At 28.6% G+C, this 26,001-nt stretch carries 23 protein-coding genes; 11 read left to right on the top strand and 12 right to left on the bottom strand.

The annotated features are described in order from the left end of the window. Positions 1-20 precede the first annotated feature (20 nt). From CRV01_RS10515 to CRV01_RS10500, 4 genes are all read right to left on the bottom strand, one after another. A complete protein-coding gene (locus CRV01_RS10515; protein ID WP_129008166.1) occupies positions 21-464 on the bottom strand; it encodes a hypothetical protein in 444 nt (147 codons plus the stop codon). A gap of 79 nt (positions 465-543) precedes the next feature. Continuing rightward, positions 544-942, bottom strand: coding sequence for a hypothetical protein (locus CRV01_RS10510; RefSeq protein WP_129008165.1), 399 nt, complete (start codon positions 940-942; stop codon positions 544-546). After that, positions 939-1,370, bottom strand: a complete 432-nt coding sequence (locus CRV01_RS10505) for a DUF3990 domain-containing protein (RefSeq protein ID WP_129008164.1) — start codon at positions 1,368-1,370, stop codon at positions 939-941. Before CRV01_RS10505 ends, CRV01_RS10510 begins: the two co-directional genes overlap by 4 nt. A gap of 141 nt (positions 1,371-1,511) precedes the next feature. Then, positions 1,512-2,246, bottom strand: a complete 735-nt coding sequence (locus CRV01_RS10500; protein ID WP_129008163.1) for an NAD(P)H-dependent oxidoreductase — start codon at positions 2,244-2,246, stop codon at positions 1,512-1,514. A 277-nt stretch (positions 2,247-2,523) separates the two neighbouring features. Between CRV01_RS10500 and CRV01_RS10495 the strand changes: the two genes are divergently transcribed. Beyond that, complete coding sequence (locus CRV01_RS10495; RefSeq protein WP_129008162.1) at positions 2,524-3,486, top strand: integron integrase; 963 nt, start codon at positions 2,524-2,526, stop codon at positions 3,484-3,486. 173 nt (positions 3,487-3,659) lie between these two features. Here CRV01_RS10495 and guaA read toward each other — a convergent pair whose 3' ends face one another. From guaA to nadB, 3 genes are all read right to left on the bottom strand, one after another. Continuing rightward, complete coding sequence (gene guaA / locus CRV01_RS10490; protein ID WP_129008161.1) at positions 3,660-5,195, bottom strand: glutamine-hydrolyzing GMP synthase; 1,536 nt, start codon at positions 5,193-5,195, stop codon at positions 3,660-3,662. Between the two features lie 132 nt (positions 5,196-5,327). Beyond that, positions 5,328-6,722: a sodium:proton antiporter NhaD gene (gene nhaD / locus CRV01_RS10485; protein WP_129008160.1), complete on the bottom strand. Its 1,395-nt coding sequence runs from the start codon at positions 6,720-6,722 to the stop codon at positions 5,328-5,330. 2 nt (positions 6,723-6,724) lie between these two features. Continuing rightward, positions 6,725-8,173 (bottom strand): L-aspartate oxidase, encoded by a 1,449-nt coding sequence (nadB, locus tag CRV01_RS10480; protein WP_129008159.1) that lies wholly within the window; start codon positions 8,171-8,173, stop codon positions 6,725-6,727. A 98-nt stretch (positions 8,174-8,271) separates the two neighbouring features. Here nadB and CRV01_RS10475 point away from each other — a divergent pair, with 98 nt between their 5' ends. After that, entirely contained in the window at positions 8,272-8,688 is a 417-nt protein-coding gene (locus CRV01_RS10475; protein ID WP_129008158.1) for a DciA family protein, read from the top strand. Here CRV01_RS10475 and CRV01_RS10470 read toward each other — a convergent pair. Further along, positions 8,672-9,271 (bottom strand): M48 family metallopeptidase, encoded by a 600-nt coding sequence (locus CRV01_RS10470; protein WP_258238388.1) that lies wholly within the window; start codon positions 9,269-9,271, stop codon positions 8,672-8,674. The genes CRV01_RS10475 and CRV01_RS10470 overlap by 17 nt on opposite strands. A gap of 72 nt (positions 9,272-9,343) precedes the next feature. On the opposite strand from CRV01_RS10470, the gene CRV01_RS10465 reads away from it, so the two are divergent. Genes CRV01_RS10465 through CRV01_RS10450 form a run of 4 tightly spaced genes read left to right on the top strand, consistent with a single transcriptional unit; the run spans position 9,344 to position 15,972 of the window. Then, on the top strand, positions 9,344-10,519 hold the full coding sequence (locus tag CRV01_RS10465; RefSeq protein ID WP_129008156.1) for a pyridoxal phosphate-dependent aminotransferase: 1,176 nt from the start codon (positions 9,344-9,346) through the stop codon (positions 10,517-10,519). 1 nt (position 10,520) lies between these two features. Then, complete coding sequence (locus tag CRV01_RS10460; protein WP_129008155.1) at positions 10,521-11,405, top strand: cation diffusion facilitator family transporter; 885 nt, start codon at positions 10,521-10,523, stop codon at positions 11,403-11,405. 38 nt (positions 11,406-11,443) lie between these two features. Further along, positions 11,444-13,792 carry an HD domain-containing phosphohydrolase gene (locus CRV01_RS10455; protein WP_129008154.1) on the top strand — a complete coding sequence of 783 codons (2,349 nt, stop codon included), beginning with the start codon at positions 11,444-11,446 and terminating at the stop codon, positions 13,790-13,792. Then, entirely contained in the window at positions 13,792-15,972 is a 2,181-nt protein-coding gene (locus CRV01_RS10450; RefSeq protein WP_258238387.1) for a CHASE2 domain-containing protein, read from the top strand. Before CRV01_RS10455 ends, CRV01_RS10450 begins: the two co-directional genes overlap by 1 nt. A gap of 8 nt (positions 15,973-15,980) precedes the next feature. Here CRV01_RS10450 and CRV01_RS10445 read toward each other — a convergent pair whose 3' ends face one another. After that, positions 15,981-16,760 carry an AraC family transcriptional regulator gene (locus CRV01_RS10445; protein ID WP_129008152.1) on the bottom strand — a complete coding sequence of 260 codons (780 nt, stop codon included), beginning with the start codon at positions 16,758-16,760 and terminating at the stop codon, positions 15,981-15,983. Positions 16,761-16,917: 157 nt separating this feature from the next. On the opposite strand from CRV01_RS10445, the gene abc-f reads away from it, so the two are divergent. Genes abc-f through CRV01_RS10425 form a run of 4 tightly spaced genes read left to right on the top strand, consistent with a single transcriptional unit; the run spans position 16,918 to position 21,745 of the window. Beyond that, positions 16,918-18,876 carry a ribosomal protection-like ABC-F family protein gene (gene abc-f / locus CRV01_RS10440; RefSeq protein WP_129008151.1) on the top strand — a complete coding sequence of 653 codons (1,959 nt, stop codon included), beginning with the start codon at positions 16,918-16,920 and terminating at the stop codon, positions 18,874-18,876. A 51-nt stretch (positions 18,877-18,927) separates the two neighbouring features. Further along, positions 18,928-19,371, top strand: coding sequence for a GatB/YqeY domain-containing protein (locus CRV01_RS10435; protein ID WP_129008150.1), 444 nt, complete (start codon positions 18,928-18,930; stop codon positions 19,369-19,371). A 33-nt stretch (positions 19,372-19,404) separates the two neighbouring features. After that, entirely contained in the window at positions 19,405-20,667 is a 1,263-nt protein-coding gene (locus CRV01_RS10430; protein WP_129008149.1) for a GGDEF domain-containing protein, read from the top strand. Continuing rightward, positions 20,651-21,745, top strand: a complete 1,095-nt coding sequence (locus tag CRV01_RS10425) for a glycoside hydrolase family 3 N-terminal domain-containing protein (protein ID WP_129008460.1) — start codon at positions 20,651-20,653, stop codon at positions 21,743-21,745. Before CRV01_RS10430 ends, CRV01_RS10425 begins: the two co-directional genes overlap by 17 nt. Here the strand turns inward: CRV01_RS10425 and CRV01_RS10420 are convergent. Then, complete coding sequence (locus CRV01_RS10420) at positions 21,710-22,480, bottom strand: TIGR02757 family protein (RefSeq protein WP_129008148.1); 771 nt, start codon at positions 22,478-22,480, stop codon at positions 21,710-21,712. The two genes, CRV01_RS10425 and CRV01_RS10420, sit on opposite strands and share 36 nt — an antisense overlap. Positions 22,481-22,549: 69 nt before the next feature. Here CRV01_RS10420 and CRV01_RS10415 point away from each other — a divergent pair, with 69 nt between their 5' ends. Beyond that, positions 22,550-23,371: an SDR family NAD(P)-dependent oxidoreductase gene (locus tag CRV01_RS10415; RefSeq protein WP_129008147.1), complete on the top strand. Its 822-nt coding sequence runs from the start codon at positions 22,550-22,552 to the stop codon at positions 23,369-23,371. Positions 23,372-23,394: 23 nt separating this feature from the next. Here the strand turns inward: CRV01_RS10415 and CRV01_RS10410 are convergent, their stop codons facing one another. Continuing rightward, on the bottom strand, positions 23,395-25,089 hold the full coding sequence (locus CRV01_RS10410; RefSeq protein ID WP_375234267.1) for a Na+/H+ antiporter NhaC family protein: 1,695 nt from the start codon (positions 25,087-25,089) through the stop codon (positions 23,395-23,397). Positions 25,090-25,198: 109 nt separating this feature from the next. Then, on the bottom strand, positions 25,199-25,999 hold the full coding sequence (locus CRV01_RS10405; RefSeq protein WP_129008145.1) for an ABC transporter permease: 801 nt from the start codon (positions 25,997-25,999) through the stop codon (positions 25,199-25,201). Between the last annotated feature and the right edge of the window lie 2 nt (positions 26,000-26,001).

Genomic DNA, 26,001 nt, shown 5'->3' with positions numbered 1-26,001 from the left:
GATTTGTTATAATATTACTCTTAAATACCATCTATATATTCTTTGTATGACTTGAATACAACATAATAAACGGCAATAAAGATACCTGCAATAAAAAGTATAGTAGATAAAATAGAAAAAACAAAAATTAATACTAGAATACTAGCTACAAAACTCCAAATAGCAATACCAAAAAGTTTGCCATATTTTGATTCATTCAACCATTTAATATATTCTCTACCGTTTGTTGTGTCTTTATGTGAAGCAATAATAAAAGTACTAGTTGCATTAGAAATTAAACTAACAGTAAATAGAAAAATACATACTTGTACAGAAAAAGTACCAATTAGAAAATTACTTCCTGAACCAATTAAGGCTAGAAAAAAACTCATAGATACTGCTGTTAATACACTATACAACCATATTTGATGTTCAGTAAAACTTTTATTTGATAACTTTTTATGTCTTAATTCTTCATCTGTCATTTTGTATCCTTATCATAACGGTTGAGTTGAGAAATATTTGAGCCGCAGGGTCAAATATTTCTTTCCAATGTTTTGTTAACTATTCATTTCCTATGAAGTAAAAATCATGTTCTCTAACACAATATTCTGCTTTATTGGTGTTCATCAGTCTTAATCTATAATGTAAACTTTTATTTTTATATCTTTGAATATTTCCTATATATTCCAAAGGTTTATATAGCTTTTCTGCAAAAAAATTAAACTTTCCAACATTTTTAAAATTGCATGTATAAATATTGTCTTTTTTTAAAGTCAATTCAATAGTAATGATTTGTTCATTATAAATTGCTTGAATATTATATATTGGATTTAATTTATCATTAGGAATATACAAATTACCTATCCCATAATAATTTTCATCTTCAATTTCAGATGGAAATACTAAACCATTATTATTAAAAATGGGTGATTTTGTTAAATATATTATATTTTCATTCATATAATTGTCTTTGTTGTTTGAACTGGATCATTTAATAATGTTTCAGATATTGTAGATTCCCATTTGTATTGAATACCACTTACTCTATCTGTTCCAACAATTGGAGACCAAACTAAATCAACATTAAATAAATATGTACGTGTTTGATTAGTTCTTTTTAATTCATATCTTTTGATATTGGCTTGTGAGTGATTAAGTTCTTCAATATTTAAATCTAATATATCTTCATCATTATGTTCAAATTCAATTACATTATCTTTTTTTGATTTTGTTTTTTGGTATGCCCATGCTTTGGCTTCATGTAAATGTTCACCCGTATAAAAACCTTGCCCTAATTCACCACCTCCTAGTGACACAGAAATACCATGTAAAAAAATATTACTTACAATTTGTGGTGAAGTTCCATGGTATGACTTTGTTTTGAACATATATTTCCTTTAGTTAACGTTTGAATTGAAAAACAAGGTGATTTTACCACTTGGTTATTCAAAATTTCTTTTTGAATAACCTTACAAGATAAAAGCTTAAATTAGCCGCAGTATAACCTTGTTTTTATTTCCAATGTATTGTTATACTTTTCTCTCCATACCATTATTATCCCAATCATTCCAACCGCAAAAAGACAAAGGTTCAACTTGATGAATATTTTGCAAATAATCTTCCCATTTGTTTATACTCTCTTTTAAATGTGATGTAAAATCATCAGGTTGCATATAGGTATAATCTTTGTTTTGAATCTCACCAAACAAATAAGGTGGAAGCACGGTAAAACCCATGTAATGCAGTGAAAAGTTCATAGAACGCAATAAAACTTCTATGCTTTCACCACCTCTACCATTTTTTGTAAATGTAGTAACAGGTGCTCCTGATGTAACGGAACAAATCGCTTTTTTACCTTTAAAGTAGCCTTTATCATATCTCATAGTACTAGTATAAAGACCACCACTTACAAATACTCGATCAAACCATCCTTTTAATATAGCTGGTTGTTGATGCCACCATAAAGGAAATTGAAATATAAGTAAATCACACCATTCTATTTTTTGTATTTCTTTTTTTATCTCTTTGGGTAATGAATCTGTCATGTATGCGTTTCGTTGTTCTGATAATAAATCAAATCTATCTTTTTCAATTCTATTATGACTATAATGTTCTTCTTTTTCTACAGGGTCAAACCCTTGAGCATACAGATCAGATATCTCCACACAATGTCCATCTGCTTCAAAAGTTTCTTTTGCAGTATCTTTTAACGTACTATTAAACGAAGTTGGCTCAGGATGGCAATAGACAATTAATACATTCATTTTGTATCTCCTACTTTAGTATAACTATTTATTGAATATACATTATATAAATAAAGTACTTAAATCCACTACTTTATTATATATTTAGTAGAAAAGCTTATTTCATGTATCTTTATAGATAAATATTACAAAATGCAATATTTTTTCTATATATTTTTATTATAAGTTATAATTTTTATGTTTATTTTATGTTTATATTTAGAACTTTAATATACATAATGTATGTTAAAAGTGAAAAATTTAACTTTAAATAATATTTTATAGTTTAGGAAATATTATGGGTAAAAAACTACTTGATATAATGAGGGATAAAATTAGAGTAAAACATTATAGTTTAAAAACTGAAAATGTATATATTTACTGGGCAAAAAAATATATTCTATTTCATAATAAAAGACATCCTAATACTATGGGTAAAAAAGAAATTGAAGAGTATTTAACTTATCTAGCAAAAAATCTAAATGTATCTCCTACTACACAGAACCAAGCTTTTTACTCTATTGTATTTCTTTACGAACAAGTTTTAAACATATCGTTAAAAGACCAAAACATTCAAGCTTTAAGAGCAAAAGAGAGAAAACATATTCCAGTGGTTTTAACTATAGATGAAGTAAGAAGTATTATATTAAATATGACAGGTATTTATCAACTTATTGTTAAACTTATGTATGGTTGTGGATTGAGGATGAAAGAAGTACAAAATATCCGCATAAAAGATATTGATTTTGGTTTTAATAAAGTTTATATTTGGGATAGTAAATCCTTAAAAGATAGAACCTTGCCACTTCCATTAAAAATAAAGGATGAACTTAAAATTCAAGTAGAAAAAGTAAGAGAGATACATTCAAAAGATTTAGAAAATGGCTTTGGAAGTGTTTTTATACCTTATGCACTAGAGCGAAAATTTCCCAAAGCTAAATATGAAACCAAATGGCAATATATTTTTCCTATGAATAAAATCTCAAAAGAGCCTAGATCTGGAGAACAAAGACGTCATCATATTTTAGATGTAACTTTAAGTAGAAATATAAAAAATGCAGTTGAAAAATCAAATATAGATAAAAGAGTTACGTCCCATATTTTTAGACACTCTTATGCTACTCATTTACTTCAAAATGGTACAGATATACGAAGTATTCAAGAACTACTAGGACACAAATCTATAGAAACAACGATGATATATACACACGTGGTAAAAGAATTAAATAAAAATGAGATAAAAAGTCCATTGGATTTTTAAAATAAACTAGGAAAAGCTTTCGTTATAAAATAGTTCTAACCTCGAATAAAGCAGTAGATTTTTGATTTAGACAAAGAAGAGAAGAAAATTAGCGAGGGAGTTTACTAGTAGTAAATGACCGATGCTAATTTTATTTTATGATGCAGTATCAAGTTAAAAGATACTGCTTTATTTTATTCCCACTCGATAGTTGCAGGTGGTTTAGAAGAGATATCATAAACAACTCTATTAATCCCATCAACTTCATTGATAATTCTTCTAGAAATAGTTTCTAAAATATCATGTGGAATATGTGCAAATGTAGCAGTCATACCATCAGTTGCTTCTACAATTCTAACACATACAGTGTTATCATAAGTTCTATTATCACCCATAACACCTACAGATTTTACATTTAAAAGTACTGTAAATGCTTGCCAAGTTCTATCATAATATCCAGTTGCATGTAATACATCTAACATTATAGTATCAGCTTTTCGTAGTAATTCTAAATCAGGCTTATTTACATCACCCATAACTCTAATAGCAAGTCCTGGTCCAGGGAAAGGATGTCTTCCAATCATATCTTTTGGTAACCCAAGCTCTAATCCTAAAGCTCTTACTTCGTCTTTAAAGATTTCTCTTAATGGTTCGATTAACTCAAAAGTCATCCAATCAGGTAATCCACCTACATTGTGGTGAGACTTAATAGTTTTTGAAGGTCCTTTTACAGATACTGACTCAATAACATCTGTATAAAGTGTACCTTGTGCTAAGAACTCAATTCCATCGTGTTTTTTAGCTTCTTCATCAAATACTTTGATGAAAGTTTCACCGATAACTTTTCTTTTTGTTTCAGGGTCTGTAACACCTGCTAGTTTAGAAAGAAATTCTTCAGAAGCGTCAACAGTAATTAAGTCAACTCCTCTTGCTTTAAACATAGCTTCAACTTGTTCTCTTTCATTTGCTCTTAATAATCCATTATCAACAAATACAGGAACTAGTTGGTCACCAATTGCTTCAGCTAAAAGTGTTGCAACAACAGAAGAATCAACTCCTCCTGATACACCACAAAGAACTTTTTTATTTCCTACAGTATCTTGGATTTTTTTAATTTGCTCTTTTGCAAATGAACCCATATTCCAAGTTGATTCACAACCACAAATATGTTTTGCGAAGTTTTTAAGGATTTTTGCACCCTCTTGTGAATGATAAACTTCTGGGTGGAATTGGAATGCATAAACTCTTTCTTCCATATTTGCAATTGCTGCAAATGGAGAGTTTTCACTTGTACCAATAACTTCAAATCCAGTAGGTAATTGGTCAACTTTATCACCGTGTGACATCCATACAGTTTGTCCATCAGTAGTATCTTTAAAAATATCACTTGGGTTTTCAAAAGTTAATTTTGCTTTTCCATATTCATGATGGTCAGCTGGAATTACACTTCCACCAAAGAATTGAGAAATAAGCTGCATACCATAACAAATTCCTAAAATAGGAAGTCCTAAATTAAAAATCTCTTCATCTGGGTGATATGCATCAGTTGCATAAACTGAAGCTGGTCCACCAGAAAGAATAATTCCTCTTGGTGTTCTTGCTAGAATATCTTCAATTCTTTCATTGAAAGGTACAATTTCAGAATAAACACCCGCTTCTCTAAGTTTTCTTGCAATAATTTGTGTATATTGACTACCAAAATCTAATACAACTATTGGTACATGTTTCATTAAACAGATTCCTTTGTTTTTAAAGTATGCGCGATTATATCTGAAGTGGGATTTAAAATTGATTAATAGAAGAGAAAAAAATAAAGAGAATACTGCATGAAGGAAAAACCTTCACACAATAATATTTGGTAATTACCCGATGTGATAGAAACCTAGCATTTCGTATTGTAAGAACCAAACTGCAACAGATACAAAGTATCCAACTACAATTGTCCATGCTAATTTCATGTGTGAACCGAAAGTATAAATTCCATGTAATTTACCCATTACACCAACACCTGCTGCTGAACCAAATGAAATCATAGAACCACCAACACCTGCTGTAAGAGTTACAAGCATCCATTGATCAAGTCCCATTTCAGGGTTAGCTTTTAATACTGCTGACATAACTGGTACGTTATCAACGATAGCTGATAAGAAACCTACACCGATATTTGACCAAGTTGGACCTAATACATCTGGTTGGTAAACAACAACTGCTAAACTTAACCATCCAATAAAGTATAAAGCACCAACTGCTGCTAAAATACCAAAGAAAAACATTAATGTATTGTTTTCAATTTTAGCCATTGAGTGAAAAATGTTGAAATGATCTGTACCATATTTTCTTTTTAAACCATAAGAGTAAACTTTAAGTAAAGAAAGACCAAACATCATACCCCACATTGCAGGTAAATGTAATACTTGGTGAGACATTACAGCACAAAAAATTGTAAATACTCCAAGTCCCATTACTACTTTTGCACCTTCTGCCATTTCTGGTTTTGTCTCTTTAGATGCATCAAATTGAGGTTTGTCATCAGGAACAAATTTAGATAATAAATAAGCAGTGATTAAATAACCAGTTACTGAAGCTGGGAATAAGAATAAGAAGTCTGAGAAAGCACCTTTTCCAGCAGTCCAAGCCATAAGTGTAGTAATATCACCAAATGGCGACCAAGCACCACCAGCATTTGCAGCAACAACAATATTAATTGCTCCTGGAACTAAAAAGTCTTTTCTTGTTTTTTCAATTGTAATTAATACTGTAGAAAGAATTAGTGCAGTAGTTAAGTTATCTGCTATTGGAGATAAGAAAAATGCAATAAAACCAGTTACCCAGAACATTTTTTTATAGCTATAACCTTTAGAAACAAGATTATATTTTAGTCTATCGAAAACTCCCATATGAATTAATGACTCAATATAAGTCATTGCAACAAATAAGAAGAAGAAAATTCCTGCGATTTCTAAGATTAAATGTTGAGCTTCTATATGTACAAGACCTAAGTCTAATCCATTTAATGCATAATATAAAGCAACTAATATAAACATAAAAGTACCTATAAATAAAGCAGGTTTTGCCTTATCAATTTCATACTTTTCTTCAGCTGCTACAAAATAATAACCAACAACAAAAATAAATAAACACGCAAATCCAACCCATGTCATAGTTAGATCAGGTGCAACTGCTCCTGTTCCCGAAGGACCACTTGCAGCAAATAATGTAATAGATGATAGAACTAAAACCATCAACAGTTTCAACATCGTTACTCCTTAATGAAATGAGCTCCAATTGATACTTGTCTTTCAATTGCAGCTTTTAAAATAGATTTTGCCGTAAGTAGTCTTAAATATAGCAGTCTTCCTACATTTTCTTCCAAAAATTTGTCTATTTTTTCAAGTGTAATTTTCAATGCTTCTTTGTCTCTTACTATTGCAGCATTTTCCCACATTAGCTTTCTTAAAGAGTTTTTTATCCTCTTATCTATTTCTTTATTTCTAGTATATTTTTTTATCTCTTTTATATAAGATTTTTTATTTATTTTAAACTCTTCTTTTAAACTTATTTCAACTGCAATTTGAGAAAATACAATTCCTTCAAGTAAAGAGTTTGAGGCAAGTCTATTTGCTCCATGAATACCATTACAAGCTGCTTCACCAACTGCATATAAATTTTTCATTCCTAAAACTTTTGCATTTATATCTGTTTCTATTCCACCCATTGAATAATGGAAAGCTGGAGAAATAGGAACTTTCTCAAAAGGAAGTTCAAAACCTAAATCTTTTAGGTTTGAATAAATATTTGGAAATCTTTTTTTAAAGAAGTTTTTTTCAAACTTATCAAATGATAAATATATAGAAGAGTTTGTTTTTTTATGATAATCAAAAATAGACCTGCTTACGACATCTCTTGGAGCTAGTTCACCATCTTTATGATAATCAAATAAGAATCTTCTATTTTCATCATCTACAATATGAGCGCCCTCACCTCTTAATGCTTCACTTAAAAGTGGTTTTCTAGCAAAGTGCGTTCCCTTTACTACAGTTGGATGAAATTGCATCATTTCCATGTCTTTTAATTTAAGACCCTTTTCAATACATAAACCTTGGATTTCTCCTGCTATTGCAGTTGAGTTTGTATGGTATTTATATATTGAACCAACACCACCACTTGCTATGATAGTATTGTGAGCATAAACTACTTCTTGCTCTGTTTCATTGGTAAAAAATTGAACTCCATAACAAATATCATCTTGAATAAGTAAATCATTTACTACAACATTTGTTCTCATTTCATGGTCACAAGTTGAAAGTAAAAATAGATGAACCATTCGTCCTGTTGCATCACCATCAGCATGTAAGATTCTATTTCTACTGTGAGCTGCTTCTTTTGTAAAAGCTAATTCACCGTTGTCGTTTAAATCAAATTGTAATCCTGCATTGATTAAATCATCAATACAAGCCCTTGAGTTTTCACTTAAAACCCTTACAGCTTCTTTACTATTTTGATTAACACCCGCTGTAAGAGTATCTTTTATATGTAGTTCTATATCATCTTTATCGACAGCCGTAGCAACTCCACCTTGAGCCCAAAAGGTATTGCAGTTCCAAGGGGATTTTTTACAAAGTACTAAAACTTTTTTGTCTTTGGGAATCAGTCTTGCAGCATTTAATCCTGCAACACCTGTTCCTATAATAATATAGTCATAAACCATTACTTTGATACTTCTTGTTTATTGTCTTCAACATAAGTTGGAGGTGCTTTATAACCACACCCACTAAAAGATAATAAAACTCCTGCTATAATAGCAATATGAAAAAAATTAACGAAATACTTAGTCATCTTAAGAAAAGTCCTGAATTCAGAAAGATTAATACACAAAAAACAATTCAAGATTTTATTGATTTATTACCGCCAAGTTTAAAAAAAGGCGTCAAATTTGCTTATATAAAAGCTGATATCTTGTATTTTGTATTAACCCATCCTGTTTATAAAATGGAGTTTGAGTATAACAAAGAATTAATAAATACACTATTAAAAAAATATCCTGCAATTGAAGTAAGTCAATTAAAATTTTTCGTTACTAATAAAAGAGAAAAAAAAGAGGTCATAAATGTAGAAAAACCTTTTTTTAAAGAGCGTTCTCATGGGATTTTTACAAATCACATTACAAATGAAAAACTTCGTGCAAAAGTAGAAGAAATAAGAGCTATTATAAAAAGCTCTTAAGAAGTTTTTCTCTTTGCTTATAATCATTACAATATTTATAAACTAAGTTCCAAAAAGCTTTTGAATGATTTTTATGTTTTATGTGAGCTAATTCATGTATTACTACATATTCAATTACTTCAAGGGGAAACTGAGTAAGTAAGATATTAAAGTTTAATCCATTTTTATAATTGCAAGATCCCCAAGTTCTTTTATTTTTTCTATACTTTATTGAAGTAGGGTAAAGACTCATTTTATTTGCAAACTCATCAACAAGTTTCGGAATTAACTCTTTTGCTTTTTCTTTATATAAGATATCTAAATCTTTTTGTTCTTTATTTTCTAAAGGATATCTTTTTCCATACAATAAATAACTATCTTTATTTTTTTCTTTTCGTAAAAAAACATCTCTTCTATTTACTATCCAATCTTTTTGTCTATTGATTAAATCAACTGCTTCTAATTTTGAAAAATATTTATTTGATGATATTTCTAGTAGATTTTTATCTTTAAGTCTCAAATAAACGTGTTTATTAGATACTTTCTTTTTCCATAAGACATCATAGACTTCATAATTAATTTTAACTTTAAATTTTTCTATCACTTTAAACTGACAACTTTCTAAGTAAACTGTAGTTATAATCATACTTTAAATTTATTAAAGGACAAATATAAAATGAAAATTGCAAGTAGAATGGAAAACCTATCGCCATCAGTTACAATGGCAATTACAGCTTTAGCAAGGGAGTTAAAGGCACAAGGTAAAGACATTTTAAGTTTTAGTGCGGGTGAACCAGATTTTGATACACCTGAAGTTATTAAAGAAGCAGCCATCCAAGCAATCAAAGACGGTCACACAAAATACACTGCTGTTGAAGGTACCATTGAAACTAAAAAAGCAATTATCAAGAAATTAAAAACTGATCATGGATTAGATTATGATTTAGATGAAATCATTGTATCTAATGGAGCAAAACATTCATTATTTAACCTATTTCAATGTCTAATTGAAGAAGGTGATGAAGTAATTATTCCTGCTCCATACTGGGTTACATATCCTGAGCAAGTAAAATTTTCTGATGGTGTTCCTGTATTTATTGAAACAGATGATTCTACAGAATTCAAAATCACTGCTGAACAATTAAAAGCAGCAATTACAGATAAAACAAAAATTTTACTTTTAAATACTCCATCTAACCCAACTGGTGCAGTATATACAAAAGAAGAATTATTATCGTTAGCTGAAGTACTAAAAGGTACAGATATTTTAGTATTAAGTGATGAGATGTATGAGAAAATCATTTATGATGGAGAAGAGTTCACAGCAGTTGCTTCTGTTAATGATGACATGTTCCAAAGAACAGTAACTATTAATGGTATTAGTAAAGCAGTTGCTATGACTGGTTGGAGATATGGTTATGTTGCAACTCCTCATAAAGCACTAATAAAAGCTATGACAAAACTTCAAGGACAAGTTACTTCAAATGTAAACTCAATAACTTTACAAGCAGCTGTTACAGCCCTAGATGGAAGTGCTGATGAGAATATTGAAGCTATGAGAAAAGAGTTTGAAAAAAGAAGAAATGTTGCAGTTGAATCATTCAATGCTATAAAAGGAATTTCTTGTGTTGTACCACAAGGAGCATTCTATCTTTTTGTAAATATTAAAGATATTGGTGGAGACTCTATGAAATTTTCTGCTGATTTATTAGAAAAAGAAGGTGTAGCAATTGTTCCAGGTCTTGCATTTGGAACTGAAGGTTATTTTAGATTCTCTTTTGCAACTGACTTACCTACTATTGAAGAAGGTATTAGAAGAATTAAAAAGTTTGTAGAAGAAAACTACTCATAATATGACCCCACAAAAAAAAGCAACGCTTGTATCAAGTAGCGTTGCAGCAATTCTTACATTAATCAAATTAGTTGTAGGAATTGCTAGTGGTTCAGTTGCAGTTCTTGCTTCTGCCATTGATTCTGTACTTGATATGTTTGTATCTATTTTTAACTACTTTGCAATTAGCAATTCAGAAAAACCTGCCGATAAACACTTTAACTATGGAAGAGGAAAAATAGAAGCCTTAGCTTCTGTAATTGAAGGTACAATTATTTGTATCTCTGGCTTATTTTTACTTTATCAAGCCATTAAAAAAGCTATAAATGATGAAACTTCTCAGTATTTAGATATTTCTTTACTTGTAATGACACTTTCAATTATAATTACTATAAGTTTAGTTATATACTTAAATCGTGTTGCAAAACAAACAGGAAGTATGGTTATTAAAGCTGATGCCCTACATTATAAAACAGATGTATATACAAATGCTGCTGTTTTTATATCTCTTATTTTAATAAACTTCACAGGAATTGAACTTATTGATGTAATTGTTGGTGGAGGTATTTCAATTTTTATTATCTATTCTGCTTATGAACTAATCCAAGATGGTATCTTAGTTTTACTTGATAGAGCAGTTGATGAAGAACTTGTCAAAAATATAACTGAAATAATTAACAAAGAAGAAAAAGTAAACACGCATCATCTTCTTAAAACAAGAGAAGCTGGTAACCAAACTTTTGTTGAAGTACATTTAGTTTTTGATTGTTTAATTACATTAATGGATGCTCACAAAGTTTCAGACAAAATTGAAGCTTCTATAAAAAACTTAGATACAAAAAGAGACTGGATTATAAATATTCATATGGACCCTTATGATGACTTTGTAATCAACAAAGAAAAATAGTATAATAGAAGTTATTTCTTCATTCATAAGGATTTTAAATGAACTATTTAAAAGTACTTGGAGCAAGTGGTAGTAAAACAAAACTTAAAGGAACCACTTCTTTTCAGATTTTTAAAAATATTATTATTGATGCAGGTAATGTAATTAATACATTAAGTGATGAAACTCTTTTTATAGATCATATATTTATTACGCATTCACACTCTGATCATATAATCGATTTACCTTTTATAATAGAAAGTTTTTATGAAAGAAGAAAAGAAACACTTAAAATTTATGGTTCTAAAGAGACAATAAACTCATTAAAAGAACACACTTTCAATGACAAAATTTGGCCTGATTTTACAAAAATAAATCTACTTAAATCAGATAAAAAAGCATTAGAATTTATTGAGATAAAAGAAGAACAATCAATTAAAATAGAAAATTATGAAATAACAGCAATAAAAGCTAATCATATAAAAGGAGCATATGGGTACCAAGTTATTAAAGACGATGACTTAGGGTATCTAATAAGTGGAGATACTTATATAAATCCAAAAATATGGGAAATATTAAATAACAATTATAAAATCAAATGTCTTATTATTGAGTGTTCTTTTCCTTCTCATTTAAAACAATTAGCACATGCAAGTATGCATTTAACGCCAGAACTTCTAAAAAAAGAGCTTGAAAATATACAAAGAGATGATATCCAAATCTTTTTATATCACCTTAAACCTTCATTTTATGAAGAAATTGTTGAAGAAATAAAAGAATATAAGATATTGGAAAATGGTGGAAAAATATTAAATGAAGGTGATATTATTCATATTGATACAAAACAAATAGAGTCTGATTTAATAAGTCAAAATAAGTTTGAAAGAATTATGGATATAAACCTTCAACTTTCAAGTGAACTTGATAAAAGTGCTCTTTTTGAAATGATTCTTACTTTAACAAGAGAACTGACTCACTGTGAAGCTGGAACACTTTATATTATGTCAAAAGACAAAAAATCCCTAGAGTTTAAAGTAGTTCAAAATGATCCTTTGAATATTTTTATGGGAGGAACAAAAGATGACCTTACTTGGGATTCACTGCCTTTATATTTAAAAGATGGCTCAAAAAATAAAAGTATGGTTGCAGTAGTTGCAGCAATGGAAAATAGGATTATTAACATTCCCGATGTTTATAATAATGAAGACTATAACTTTCAAGGAACAAAGGATTTTGATAAAAGAACAGGTTATGAATCAAAATCAATGCTTGTTATTCCTCTAATTAATCATGAAGAAGATGTAATTGGAGTGCTTCAACTAATAAATAAAACAAAAATCTCTAAATCAAAGATTGCCTTTACAGAAGAAGATGAAAAGATTATTAAAGCTTTAGCTTCACAAGCTGCAATGGCTTTAACAAATAGTTTTTTAATCAATAGTTTAGAAGAGTTTTTAAATGCTTTTGTAACAACAATTGCACATGCAGTAGATGCAAAATCAAAACATACAAGAAATCATATTGGAAGAGTTGCAAAAGTAGCTAACTATCTTGCAAGAGCAATACATGAAGATGAAACAACTTACAAAGAAGTAAGATATAGTGAAAATGATTTTAGACAAATAGAGCTTGCTGCATGGATGCATGATATTGGTAAGATCTCAATGCCTGAATCAATTATTGATAAATCCACAAAACTAGAAAAAATGATAGATAGAATTGGATTTATAGAAGAAAGAGTAGAAATTCTAAAAAGAGATGAAGAGATTAAACTTCTTAAAAATGAGATTACACAAGAAGAGTATATAAAAAATATTGAAAAATATGATAATGATATTAAATTCCTGAAAAGAGCCAATATTGGTGGGGAATTTATGGAAGATAAAGATATTGAAAGAGTTAAAGAAATAGCTAAATATAATTATATAAAAAAAGGAGAAAAAACAAGCTTCTTATCAGAAGATGAAGAGTTTAACCTTTGTATAAAAAAAGGAACTCTAACTAGCAATGAAAAATCAATTATGAATTATCATGCTCAGCTTTCTCTTGATATGTTATCTTCTTTACCATTCCCAAAAAAATACAAAGATGTTTTAAATATTGCAGTTAATCACCATGAAAAGTTAAATGGAAATGGTTATCCTAGAGGATTAGATGAAACTCAATTAAGTTTAGAAGATAGAATTATGATTCTTGCAGATATCTTTGAAGCTTTAACATCAAATGATAGACCATATAAAGATGCAAAAAAACTATCTGAAGTATTTAAAATACTCTCTTTTATGGCAAAAGATGGAGAAATTGATAAAAATTTATTAAAATTCTTCCATGAAAATGAAGCTCTTAAACAATATGCCTATGAAGAACTGTTTGATTATCAAATTGATGAAAGTAAACTTTTATTCTAATGAATAAGCATAAGAAAAAAGCAATAAAAAAGTTTTTACTATATTTTTTAGTATCAATTTTTATTGCTATTTTTTCTTCAACTTTCTACATCTTTTTTCCTAAATTACCCGATTCCATAGATAATAGATTAAGAGATACACTTTTTAATATAAGAGGTGAAATTTCTAATACTAATAATGTGATTATTATTGATATTGATGAAAAATCATTAAACAAATTAGGTCAATGGCCTTGGCAAAGAAATAAGGTCTCAAAAATATTACAAAATCTTACTCAAAATGAGATTGGACTAATTGCTTTTGATATTGTTTTTGCAGAAGAAGACAATAGTTCTCCCCACAAAGTTTTTGAAGAGTTTGGAATAAAAAAAGAGAATATTCCAAACTATGATTTGGATTTTGCAAAAACTGTAGCCACAACACCAACGATACTTGGTTATGTTTTTGAGTTAGAACAGAAAAAACATTTAGGAAAAAGAGCACCTGAAATACCTGCAATAATTGTTGAAAAAAATAAACAATTAGGAAATAACTCTTTAATTAAAGCATATGGAACAATATTAAATATTCCTCTGTTACAAAGCAACTCTTATAGCAGTGGTTTTTTTAATAATATTCCTGATAACTCAGGAATCATAAGAAGTGTTCCCCTTGTAATATCTTATGATGATATAATTTATCCTTCTTTGTCATTAGAAGTTTTAAGAATAATAACTCAAACAAAAAGAGTAATTGTTAATTATGATGAACAAGGAATTGAGAATATATCTTTAGGAGATTTAAAAATCCCAACTGATAGATATGGAAGAATTTTAGTTAACTTTAGAGGCAAAGAAGGGAACTTTAAATACTACTCTGCAATTGATATCTATGAAAATAAAATTGATAAAAAAGAGTTAGAAGGTAAAATTGCACTTATTGGAACCTCAGCTGTTGGATTACTTGATTTAAGAGCAACTCCTTTTGAATCAATTTATCCAGGAGTTGAAGTTCATGCAAATGTTATTGATAATATTATAAAAGGTGATTTTATCTACAAAGCTTCTTGGATAGATGGTGCTAATGTCACTTTAATATTTTTACTTTCTATAATTACTGTACTTTTAATTACATATACTCCTTTTTGGTTTAATCCTTTAGGAACTATTTTATTATTAGGTGGCTTTGGAATTTTTACTTATTATGTTTTATTTACCCATGGAATTGTTTTAAATATATTTTTTCCATTGGCAACTATTATTTTTGCAGCTATTATTGCAACTTTATTTGACTATTTTTATGAAATCAAACAAGAAGAAGCTATAAAAAAGAAATTTGCAGCAAAAGTATCAAAAGAAGTTATGGATAATCTACTTAAAAATATTGATAGCAATGAATTTCAAGCTATGGAAAAAGAAGTAACTGTATTCTTTAGTGATGTAAGAGGTTTCACAAATATATCAGAACAAATGAATAATGCCAAAAAGCTTATTTCATATTTAAATGAGTATATGGAACCTATGAGTAATATTATTACAAAATATGAAGGAACTATTGATAAATATATTGGTGATGCAATTATGGCATATTGGAATGCCCCTGCTGATGTTAAAAACCATGCAGACAAAGCTGTAAGTGCCTCTTTATATCAAATAAAAGAGCTTGAACCTTTAAATAAAAAACTTGAAAAAGAGAATAAACCTTTAATAGATATTGGAATTGGATTAAACACAGGTCTTGCAATTGTTGGAGAAATGGGAAGTTCACTAAGAAGTGATTATACAGTTATTGGTGATACTATTAATTTAGGAGCTAGATTAGAATCTCTTTGTAAGTATTATGATTCTAAATTAAATATTTCAAACTTTACAAAAGAAAAACTAGAAAAAGAGTATATTTTTAGATTCTTAGATTATGTAACTGTAAAAGGGAAAAACAAACCTATAGAAATTTGGCAAGTTATTGATTTTGGTAAACCAAATGAAACATTACAAAAAGAACTAGACTTATATCATAAAGCAATAAAATTATACAAAGATTCAAAATTTAATGAAGCATTAAAGATATTTGAAGATTTACAAGAAGATGAGAACAAATCAAATAAAAAGATATATAAGCTTTACATAAAAAGATGTAAAGAGTTTATTTTAACTCCACCAAAAGATTTTAACGGAGTCTATAAGCATAATACTAAATCTTAAAACTATTTTCAAAGTTGAGAAATATACTGTAAAGGTGTAATTCCATATACTTTTTTAAAGTTTCGATTATAATGAGAAAGGTCAGTAAACCCAAATTCTACAACTGCACCATAAATGTCTTTTGTAATTTCTAAATATCTTTTAGAGTGTACTACTTTTGCATTTAAAAAAAATTGATATGGTGTTATTCCTGTATTTGCTTTAAAAAGTCTTATAAAATCGAACTTTGATAAACTTAATTGCTTTGAAATATCTTCTAAATATAAAACATTATCAAGTTCATAATATATAATCTCTTTTGCTTTTTTAATAATTTCATTTTCATTTTTATATGTAGATAAAAGCTCTTTTGATGAAAAGTTATCAACTAATTCTAAATATAGTTCATTACACAAAGCATCATCATAGTTATTTAATATTGCTTTTGAAAGATTTAAAATATCTACTTTCAATTTATCTTTATAAACAATAGGTTCTGAAAAAGTTACAATATCTTTTTTACAAATTCCCTCTAAAAAAAGTTCTGGCTTAATATAAAGCATAACATAATCAATTCCTTCTTTATAGTGCCCTGCTTTTCCATCATGAACTTGTTCTGGGTTAAAAAGCATTACACCATTTGCATAAGAAGCTTTTGACCAACCTTCTAATTTATACTCTTGAACTCCTCTTAAAGTAACACCTATAGCATACTCTTCATGGGCATGTTTTTTATAAGAAAATTTATTTATTTTAGCTGATAAAGCTGTAATTCCTAATTGACTATTTTTATATATAAATTTGTCCATTTTTATAACTTATTAATATTTTTCTATATTTTACTAAATTTTATCCACTTCTCATAGTATATTATTGCAAAGCTTTATAATATGCAATTTTAACTACTTTTTAGCTATTATATCTGCCTTTAAATAGATATGAAATCTCAGGAGAACTAAAAAATACATGGCATTAATAGACCTACAAAACATTTCAAAACAATATGATGTAAAAACAATATTAAAAGATGTAAACTTCACTTTATTAGAAGGTCAAAGAATAGCTGTAATTGGTCAAAATGGACAAGGAAAATCAACACTTTTTAAAATCATCATGAATCAAGTTGAACCTGACAATGGAGAAATATCTATTGATAAGTCTTTAAAAATAGAAATGTTAGATCAACAACCAAAATTTAAAGCAGGTCTAAAAGTAAGAGATGCAATTGAAGAACAACTTGCAGAAATCAAAAGTACAAAAAAAGAGTATGAAGAGTTAACTTTAAAAATTGCAAGTGATTATGACAATGAAGAGCTTTTAAAAAGACAAAGTGAACTTGCTACATATATTGATTTTCATAATGCATGGGATTTAGATAATACTATAGAAAGAGTATTAAAAGAGTTTCAACTAAAACAGTATGAACACAAAGATGTAAATCTACTAAGTGGTGGTGAGCAAAGAAGAGTTAGCTTAGCTGGACTACTTCTTAAAAAACCTGATGTACTACTTCTAGATGAACCTACAAACCACCTTGATGTTTATATGGTTGAGTTTCTAGAAAGCCTTCTTTTAAAGAACAACTTTACTCTACTTTTCATCTCTCATGATAGATATTTTATTGATAATATTGCAACTTCAGTTGTGGAAGTTGAAGGGGGAGACTTAAAAAGATTTAATGGTGGATATTCTTCATATTTAGAACAAAAACAACAAATGTTAGAAAATATGCAAAAAGACCATGAAAATTTACTAAGACTTGTAAAAAGAGAAGCTCATTGGATGCAAAGAGGTGTTACTGCGAGAAGGAAAAGAAATGAAAGAAGAAAAGCAGAATACTTTGATTTAAAGAAAAAAGCAAAATCAAATCCTGCAGCTATTAAAAAAATGTCTTTAGAACTTCAAAGGGAGCAAAAGTCATTTAATAGTGAAGAAAAACAAAAAAATAAAAAGAAAATGCTTTATGAGTTAGACAATATCTATAAATCTTTAGGAGAAAAAGAGCTAATAAAAGACTTTACTACAAGAATTTTACAAAAAGATACTATTGCAATAGTTGGTCCAAATGGAAGTGGAAAATCAACTTTACTTAAAATCTTTATGGAAAAAATGAAAATAGATAGTGGAAGACTTAAAAAAGGTGATTTCAATATAGGATATTTCGATCAACAAAGAGATATGCTTGATGATTCTAAAAACCTTATGGAAACTTTTTGTCCAAATGGTGGAGATAGAGTTGTTTTAGATGATGGAAGAACTATGCATGTATTTGGATACTTAAAGAACTTCCTTTTCCCTAGAGAATATTTAGATAAAAAAGTTGGTGTTTTAAGTGGTGGAGAGAAAAATAGAGTTGCCTTAGCACTTTTATTTACTAAAAAAGTTGATTGCTTAATCCTTGATGAGCCAACAAATGATTTAGATATCCCTACAATTAATATTTTAGAAGAGTATTTACAAAACTTTCAAGGAGCATTGATTTTTGTATCTCACGATAGATATTTTGTAGATAAAATTGCTAAAAAGTTATTTGTATTTAAAGGTGATGGAACAGTTGAAGAAAGCTATCAACCTTATACAGAGTATTTAGAAATAGAAAAAGAGTTAAAAGAACTTGATTCTTTAGAAAAAGAGAGTTCAAAACAAGACAACAACTCATCTAATATAAAATTAACTAACAAAGAAAAAAAGCAAACAAAACTTTCATATAAAGATCAAAGAGACTATGATTCTTTACCAAAAGACATAGAAGAGCTTGAAGAAAAAATTGAACAAATAAATGAATGCCTTGCAACACCCTCTTGTTATGAGCAAAAAGGAATTGTTGCTGTTTCAAAAGAGCTAGAAGAAATAGAAGAACTTTATGAACAAAAAGTTGAAAGATTTTTAGAGCTAGAAGAGCTTGTCGAGAGTTTTAACAATTAGTTTAAAATAGTTAAGATATAATGAAATATAAATAATTGATAAGGAAATTTTATGAGTTTAAAACAAAAATTAAAAGATGATTTAAAGTTAGCTATGAGAGAAAAAAACATAGTAAAAAGAGATTCAATTAGAGCTATAAATACAATGATAAAACAGATTGAAGTAGATGAAAGAAAAGAATTATCAGATGAAGATGTTTTAAAACTTATTCAAAAAGGAATTAAGCAAAGAGAAGAATCTATTGCACAATATAAAGAAGCTTCAAGAGATGATTTAGTTGCAAAAGAACAAGAACAAGTAGATATTTTCAAAGAGTATATGCCAAAACAATTATCAGATGAAGAACTTGAAAGTTCAATGAAAGAAATCATTGCTGAAGTTGGTGCAACAACAGTTAAAGATATGGGGAAAGTTATGGGAACTGCTTCAAAAAAACTTGCTGGTGTTGCAGATGGAAAAAGAATTAATGAAATGACAAAGAAACTATTAGCATAAAACTTTTAGATACTAAAACTAGGAATAGTAATTATGGAAAGAAATATAAATAGCATAGTAAAAGAAACCTTAATAAATATAAAGAAAAAAGGTCTTGATGCTACACCAAATGAATATCATAAAGAGTTTTGTAATGTTTCTAAAACTTACAAGTTCTCAGTTAAAGAGTGCGAACAGTTTAAAGAACTAATAAGTAAACTTAGTAAAAATGAACAAATAGAAATCCAATCAAAAGGTATTCAAACTTTTGAAGATATGATTCCTATTTTACTTAATAGAGTTTCAAAAGACAATGTAAATTCTTTAGCAAAACTATTCCAAGAAGCAGTTACTCCTTCAATTAGTATTGATGTAGATGAAAACCTAAAAAACTTCTCTATTAAAATAGGTAACTCCCCTGCACTTTTATTTGAAGAAGATATTCAAAAAGAGATGCAAGAATTTATTACAAAAAGATTTGAAGCTGATAAAAAAGTAGTTAAACAAAAAACTTCTGATATAGCAAAATTATTAACTCTTATGGGACAATACTTTAATGATGCTATTCATAGTAGTGGAAAAGGTTCAAAAGAAGTTTCTAATATCAAAACACAAATTGAGTCTATAGATATGCAAAAATCAACTGGTTTTGAAGAATTATCAGAGCTTCAAACAAAACTTATTGATGCTGCACTTACAATAGAAAGTGAAATGTCTCATGTAGGAGAAAAACTCTCTTCTGGTAAATCAGAAGTTGAATCCCTAGAGCAAAAAATAAAAAAACTTGAAGAAGAACTTGATAGAACAAGAGAACAAAGTGCAAAAGACCACTTAACTGGCGTTTTAACAAGAGGAGCTTATGAAGAGGCAATCAAAAAAATCGAAAGCCAGTTTGACAGAAACAATACTCAATTTGCAATTATATTCTTTGATTTAGATCACTTCAAAAAAATAAATGATAATCATGGACACCAAGCAGGAGATATTATACTTTCTACTTTTGCAAAAGTTTTAAATAAAAATACAAGAGAATTTGATATTGTAGGAAGATATGGTGGAGAAGAGTTTGTTGCTATTGTTCACTTCAATCTAAAAAGAGAACTTCTTAAGTATCTAAAGAGAATTAAAACAATTATCAATGATAATGACTTTATTTATAAACAAGAAAAAATTCATGTAACATTCTCAGCTGGTGTTGCAATCAGAAATAACCACTCTTCATATGAAAATGCTATTCAAAAAGCAGATATGCTACTTTATCAAGCAAAAGAAGGTGGAAGAAATAAGATTATTATTGAAGATGGTACAGTTATTTAAACTTCTTTTAGTATTTTCTTTTTTATTCTCTTCTGTAAGTGCGAAAGAAAACTACAAAGCAGAAGAGATAAAAAAACTTATAGGAAGAACTATCATCTTAGGTTTTGATAGTTTCTCTTTAAACACTCAACTAAAAAATGACATAAAACAATACAATCTTGGTGGAGTAATATTATTTAGTAAAAAATATAAAACAAAGAAAATAAAAAATATAAAAAACCCTACTCAACTAAAAGCTTTAACTTCAAGTATTCAAAACTATTCTGATTATAAAATGTTTATTTCTATTGACCAAGAAGGTGGAAAAGTTCAAAGACTCAATAAAAATAATGGTTTTACTTCTTACCCTAGTGCAAAAGAGATTGCTAAAAAACCGGAAAATGAAATAAAAACTATCTACTCAAAGTTAGCAGCTGAGTTAAAAGAGTATGGCTTTAATCTAAACTTTGCACCAGTTGTTGACTTGAACATAAATAAAGACAACTATGTAATAAATAAACTTGAAAGGTCATATTCAAAAGATAGTAAAGAAGTTTCAAAAATAGCACAAATATTTATAGAAGAACAAAAGAAAAATAGTATTTTTTCTGTATTAAAACACTTTCCAGGACATGGTTCCTCAAAAGCTGATTCTCACAAAGGTTTTGTAGATATTTCAAATACTTGGAATAAAGAAGAATTAACTCCATATAAAAATCTAATAAATAAAGACAAAGTGGATTTTATAATGACAGCCCATGTTTTCAATAAACAACTTGATAAAAATTATCCTGCAACTTTATCTTATAATATAAATACTAAACTTCTAAGAGAAAGGCTTAACTTCAAAGGTTTAATTGTAAGTGATGATTTACAAATGAAAGCCATAAGCAATCACTATACGCTAAAACAAACATTAGAACTAGCTATTAACTCTGGTGTTAATATTTTAGTATTTGGAAATCAACTTGGAAATACAAGACTTGAAACAATAGTTAACACAACATATGAATTAATAAAAGAAAATAAAATACCTCTTTCAAAGATTCTTGAATCAAATAGATTAATAAATAATCTTCTCCTGACCAATTCTATATAAAGCAAAATCATATTTTATAGGGTCGATAATATCAAACTCTCTTAACTTTTCAGTTATTAAAATAGCTGATTTTAAATCATAAGTTTTCCTATCAAGTAATCCAAGTTTTTGTGATACTTTAAAAGTGTGTGTATCAAGGGGAAGGATTAAATCTTTTTTATCAACTTCTTTCCATAATCCTAAATCTAAATTATCACTTCGAACCATCCATCTTAAATACATCATCCATCTTTTATATGGAGCATTTCCTATATGTTTTATATCTCCTTGGCTTTTTCTTTTTAATGGACTTGATACTAAAAAAGTCATACCTTGCGAGGTATAATTTGCTACTTTATGTATTCGTAAAATAAGGCTATCAAGAGATTCTAAAATATCATTGTCTTTTTTGTAAGTTTCAAGAAAAATATTTTTTAAACTATCTTCTTGTTTCATACGTCTAAAAGTTTTAAATATAGTTTTAACATCTTCATTATTTTGAAATCTATAATAAAACTTATCCAACTCTTTTTCTATAACTTCTTCTTTTTCATTTAGTAAATCAAAGTTTAAACTATCTAAAAATTTTACTATCAATGAAGCTTTTCCATAACCAAATAAAGCACATAAAAGTATTATATATTCATCTTGGTACCTACTTGCTACTAAAAGTGGGTCTGGTCTTTCATATGAAAGCTCACAATTATTATTTCTACTACATACTTCTTTATCTAAAATCTCTTTTATACTTTGCATTAATCTTCCAGTCTTTTTCTTTTGTTATAATACCATCTTAAAAAAAATAGAAAATAAATTGGACAATAAATGCAAAATATTTTTATAACAGGATGTTCCACTGGAATAGGATTTCAAACAGCACTTACTTTAAAAGAAAACGGCTACAAAGTCTATGCAAGTGCTAGAAAAGAAGAAGATGTACAAAAACTAGTAGAACTAGGTTTTGATGCACTAAAAGTAGATGTGACTATCAAAGAAGATATTAGTAAAGCTTTAGAATATATTTTAAAAAAAGATGAAAAACTAGATGCTATTTTTAATAATGCTGGATATGGACAGCCAGGAGCTGTTGAAGATATCAGTACTGAAACGCTTAAAGAACAGTTTGAAACAAACCTTTTTGGACTACATGAAGCTACTATTCAGGCTATGAAAATCTTTAGAAAACAAGGCTTTGGAAAAGTTATTCAGCACTCTTCTGTGTTAGGAATTATTTCACTTAAATTTAGAGGAGCATACAACGCTTCTAAATATGCTATTGAAGGACTTGCTGACACTATGAGACAAGAAGTTAGCCATAGCAATATTTATATCTCTACAATAAACACAGGTCCAGTTACTTCAAAATTTAGAGAAAATGCTCTTAAAAAGTTTAATCAAAATGTAGATATAGAAAATAGCTTTTTTACACCAACATATAAACAAGAATTAAAGAAAAGACTTGAAAATGATAAAGATACAACACCTTTTAATCTACCAGCAACCTCAGTTGCAAATGTTGTATTAAAAATTATGCAGACACAAAAACCAAAACCAAGATACTATGTTACAAAAGCAACTCATATTTTAGGTTTTGCAAAAAGAGTATTAAGTACAAACTTACTTGATAAGCTTTTAAACAGAATATAAAAAAGAGGTTTCCCTCTTTTTTATTAGTTATTCATGTAAGGTTTTCCGTAGAATCTTATTACTAAATAAATAATTACTAATCCAAGTGGTAACAATAAATATACTGGTACACCAAATGCTGCTGGTAAATATCCACAAACAATTGCTACAAAACCTATGAAAAGTGCATATGGTAACTGCGTAGAGATATGATCCATATGATTACACGAAGATGCCATAGATGATAAGATAGATGTATCAGAGATTGGCGAACAATGATCCCCAAAAATAGCACCTGTTAAAACTGCACCAACATTTAATACAATGTAACTATGTAATTCAGTTCCTTCTAATCCTGTATGAATTCCAATTGCACTTGCTAATGGAATAGTTAAAGGCATTAAAATCCCCATTGTTCCATATGAAGTTCCAGTTGAAAATGAGATAATAGAACCAAGTATAAAAATAATAGTTGGTAAAATAAACTGAGGTGTAGAATCAGATAACATTGTTACAAGGTACTGCGCCGTACCAAGCTCTTTCATAACAGCAGATAAAGACCAAGCAAGAATTAAAATTACAGCTGTAATTACAAGGGCTTTTGCACCATAAACCCAAGTTTCAATTGCTTCATGTAAAGAAAATACTTTTTGTTTTAATCCCATACCAATTGCAACTAATGAAGCTAATAACGCAGCTTCAAAAATAACAATTGAAGCATCAGCTGCACCAAATGCTTCTCTAATTGAAGCAAAAGAGTATGGATCAGCTTGAACTGCTTTTAAAGTATCTCCCTCTAATCCACTAACACCATTCATATAGAAACCAACAATTGCAACTACAATTAAAACTGCTATTGGAATAATTGCATTAAAAATAGAGTACTTAACTCCATCTTTTGGCATCATAAAAGAGTTCTCTTGATTCATTAGTGTTGAATCTGTTTTAGGGTCAGTTAATTCACCTTTTTCAAAAGCTCTTTTAGCAGCTGTATGCATAGGACCAAACTCTCTTAATGAAAGTGCAGAGATAAAAACAAAAGCTAACATCAAAATATTATAAAATCTATATGGAAGAGTCTCAACAAAAACTGCGAAGGCATTTACTTCTGGTTGACCTATTGTTTCATAAGCATCTTTGATTAAAGAAAGTTCATAACCAACCCATGTTGAAATTAATGCTAACCCTGCAATAGGAGCAGCAGTAGAGTCAATAATAAAGGCTAATTTTTCTCTTGCAATTTTAAGTTTATCTGTTACTGGTCTCATAATTGGACCGACAACTAAAGAGTTTGCATAATCATCAAAGAAAATAAAAAATCCAAGTAACCAAGTGTAAAACTGTGCAGTAGCAGGAGTTTTTGCTCTTTGGGCTAGTTTTTCAGCAATTGCTCTAGGACCACCCATTTTAGTTATAACTGCAATCATACCACCAATAGTAAGTACCTGCATAATAATACCTGCATTCCAAGAATCTGCCATAGAACCAACCATTTTTCCAGACATATCAACAAAGGCACTAAAAAAAGTTGCAAAAATATTTGCACCACTGATATTTGCCATAAATGTTCCAGTAAATATCCCCATAAAAAGTGAAAAAATAACATTTCTAGTAACAAAGGCTAAAACAATTGCAACCAGAGGCGGAAGCAAGGTTAATGCACCATAAGTTATAGCATTATCTTTCCCTTCAGCAAAAAGAGCTATTGGTAAAATAGCTAAAATAAATAAAGATTTAATAGTACTACTCAAAGTAATCCTTTAGTAAAAAAGTCGGGAATTATAGCATTAATTATTTGAAAGTTTCAAAAAAGTTGCAAGATTCATTACATTAATTTACAAAATTTTATTAAGTGCTTTGTATCTCTTTTGTATTAAATTTTTGTTGTAAGTAATCAGAAATTTGCATTAAACAAAAAGTTATTAAAAATATCATAAAACCAGGGAAAAAGCTAACCCACCAAGCAATATCCATAACAGCTTTTCCATCACTAAGTAAGCTACCCCATGACATTTGGGGAGGATTAACACCAAGCCCTAAAAAAGACAGTCCTGACTCAGCTAAAATTGCACCACCTACTCCAAAAGTAAAAGAAATAAGAAAAATAGGTGCTAAAAGAGGAGCAAAATACTTAAATATGATTTTTGTTTTTGGCACATTTGCAAGTTTCAAAATTTTGATAAAAGGTTGATTTCCTATTGCAAAACTTTCACTTCTAATAAGTCTTGCCATTCCCATCCAGCCAGTTATTGAAATAACTATTACTAAAACTAAAATAGATGCTTGGATATAAGCAACCAAAGCAAGAAGCAAAAAGAAAGTTGGGAAAGTAAGAAAAAGATCTATTAAAACTATTATTGCTTTATCTACTTTACCTTTAAAAAAAGCTGCATTTATTCCGATAAACAATCCTATTAATGAAGCAATACTAGCACTTAAAAAACCTATTATAAGTGAAGTTTGTCCACCTTGTAAAACTCTAGCAAAAATATCTCTTCCTAATCTATCTGTTCCCATAATATGTTCAAAAGAAGGAGCAAGTAGTATTTTTGAAGGATTTAATTCATAGGCAGAAATTGTGTAAAAAAGAGGCATAAAAAATACTGATAATATTAAAAAAACCAATAAAAGAAATGCCACTCTTACCATAT

Origin of the sequence: Arcobacter sp. CECT 8983 (genome assembly GCF_004118855.1) — a bacterium.
GTDB lineage: Bacteria > Campylobacterota > Campylobacteria > Campylobacterales > Arcobacteraceae > Halarcobacter.
This window is presented reverse-complemented; position numbering and strand designations above follow the sequence as displayed.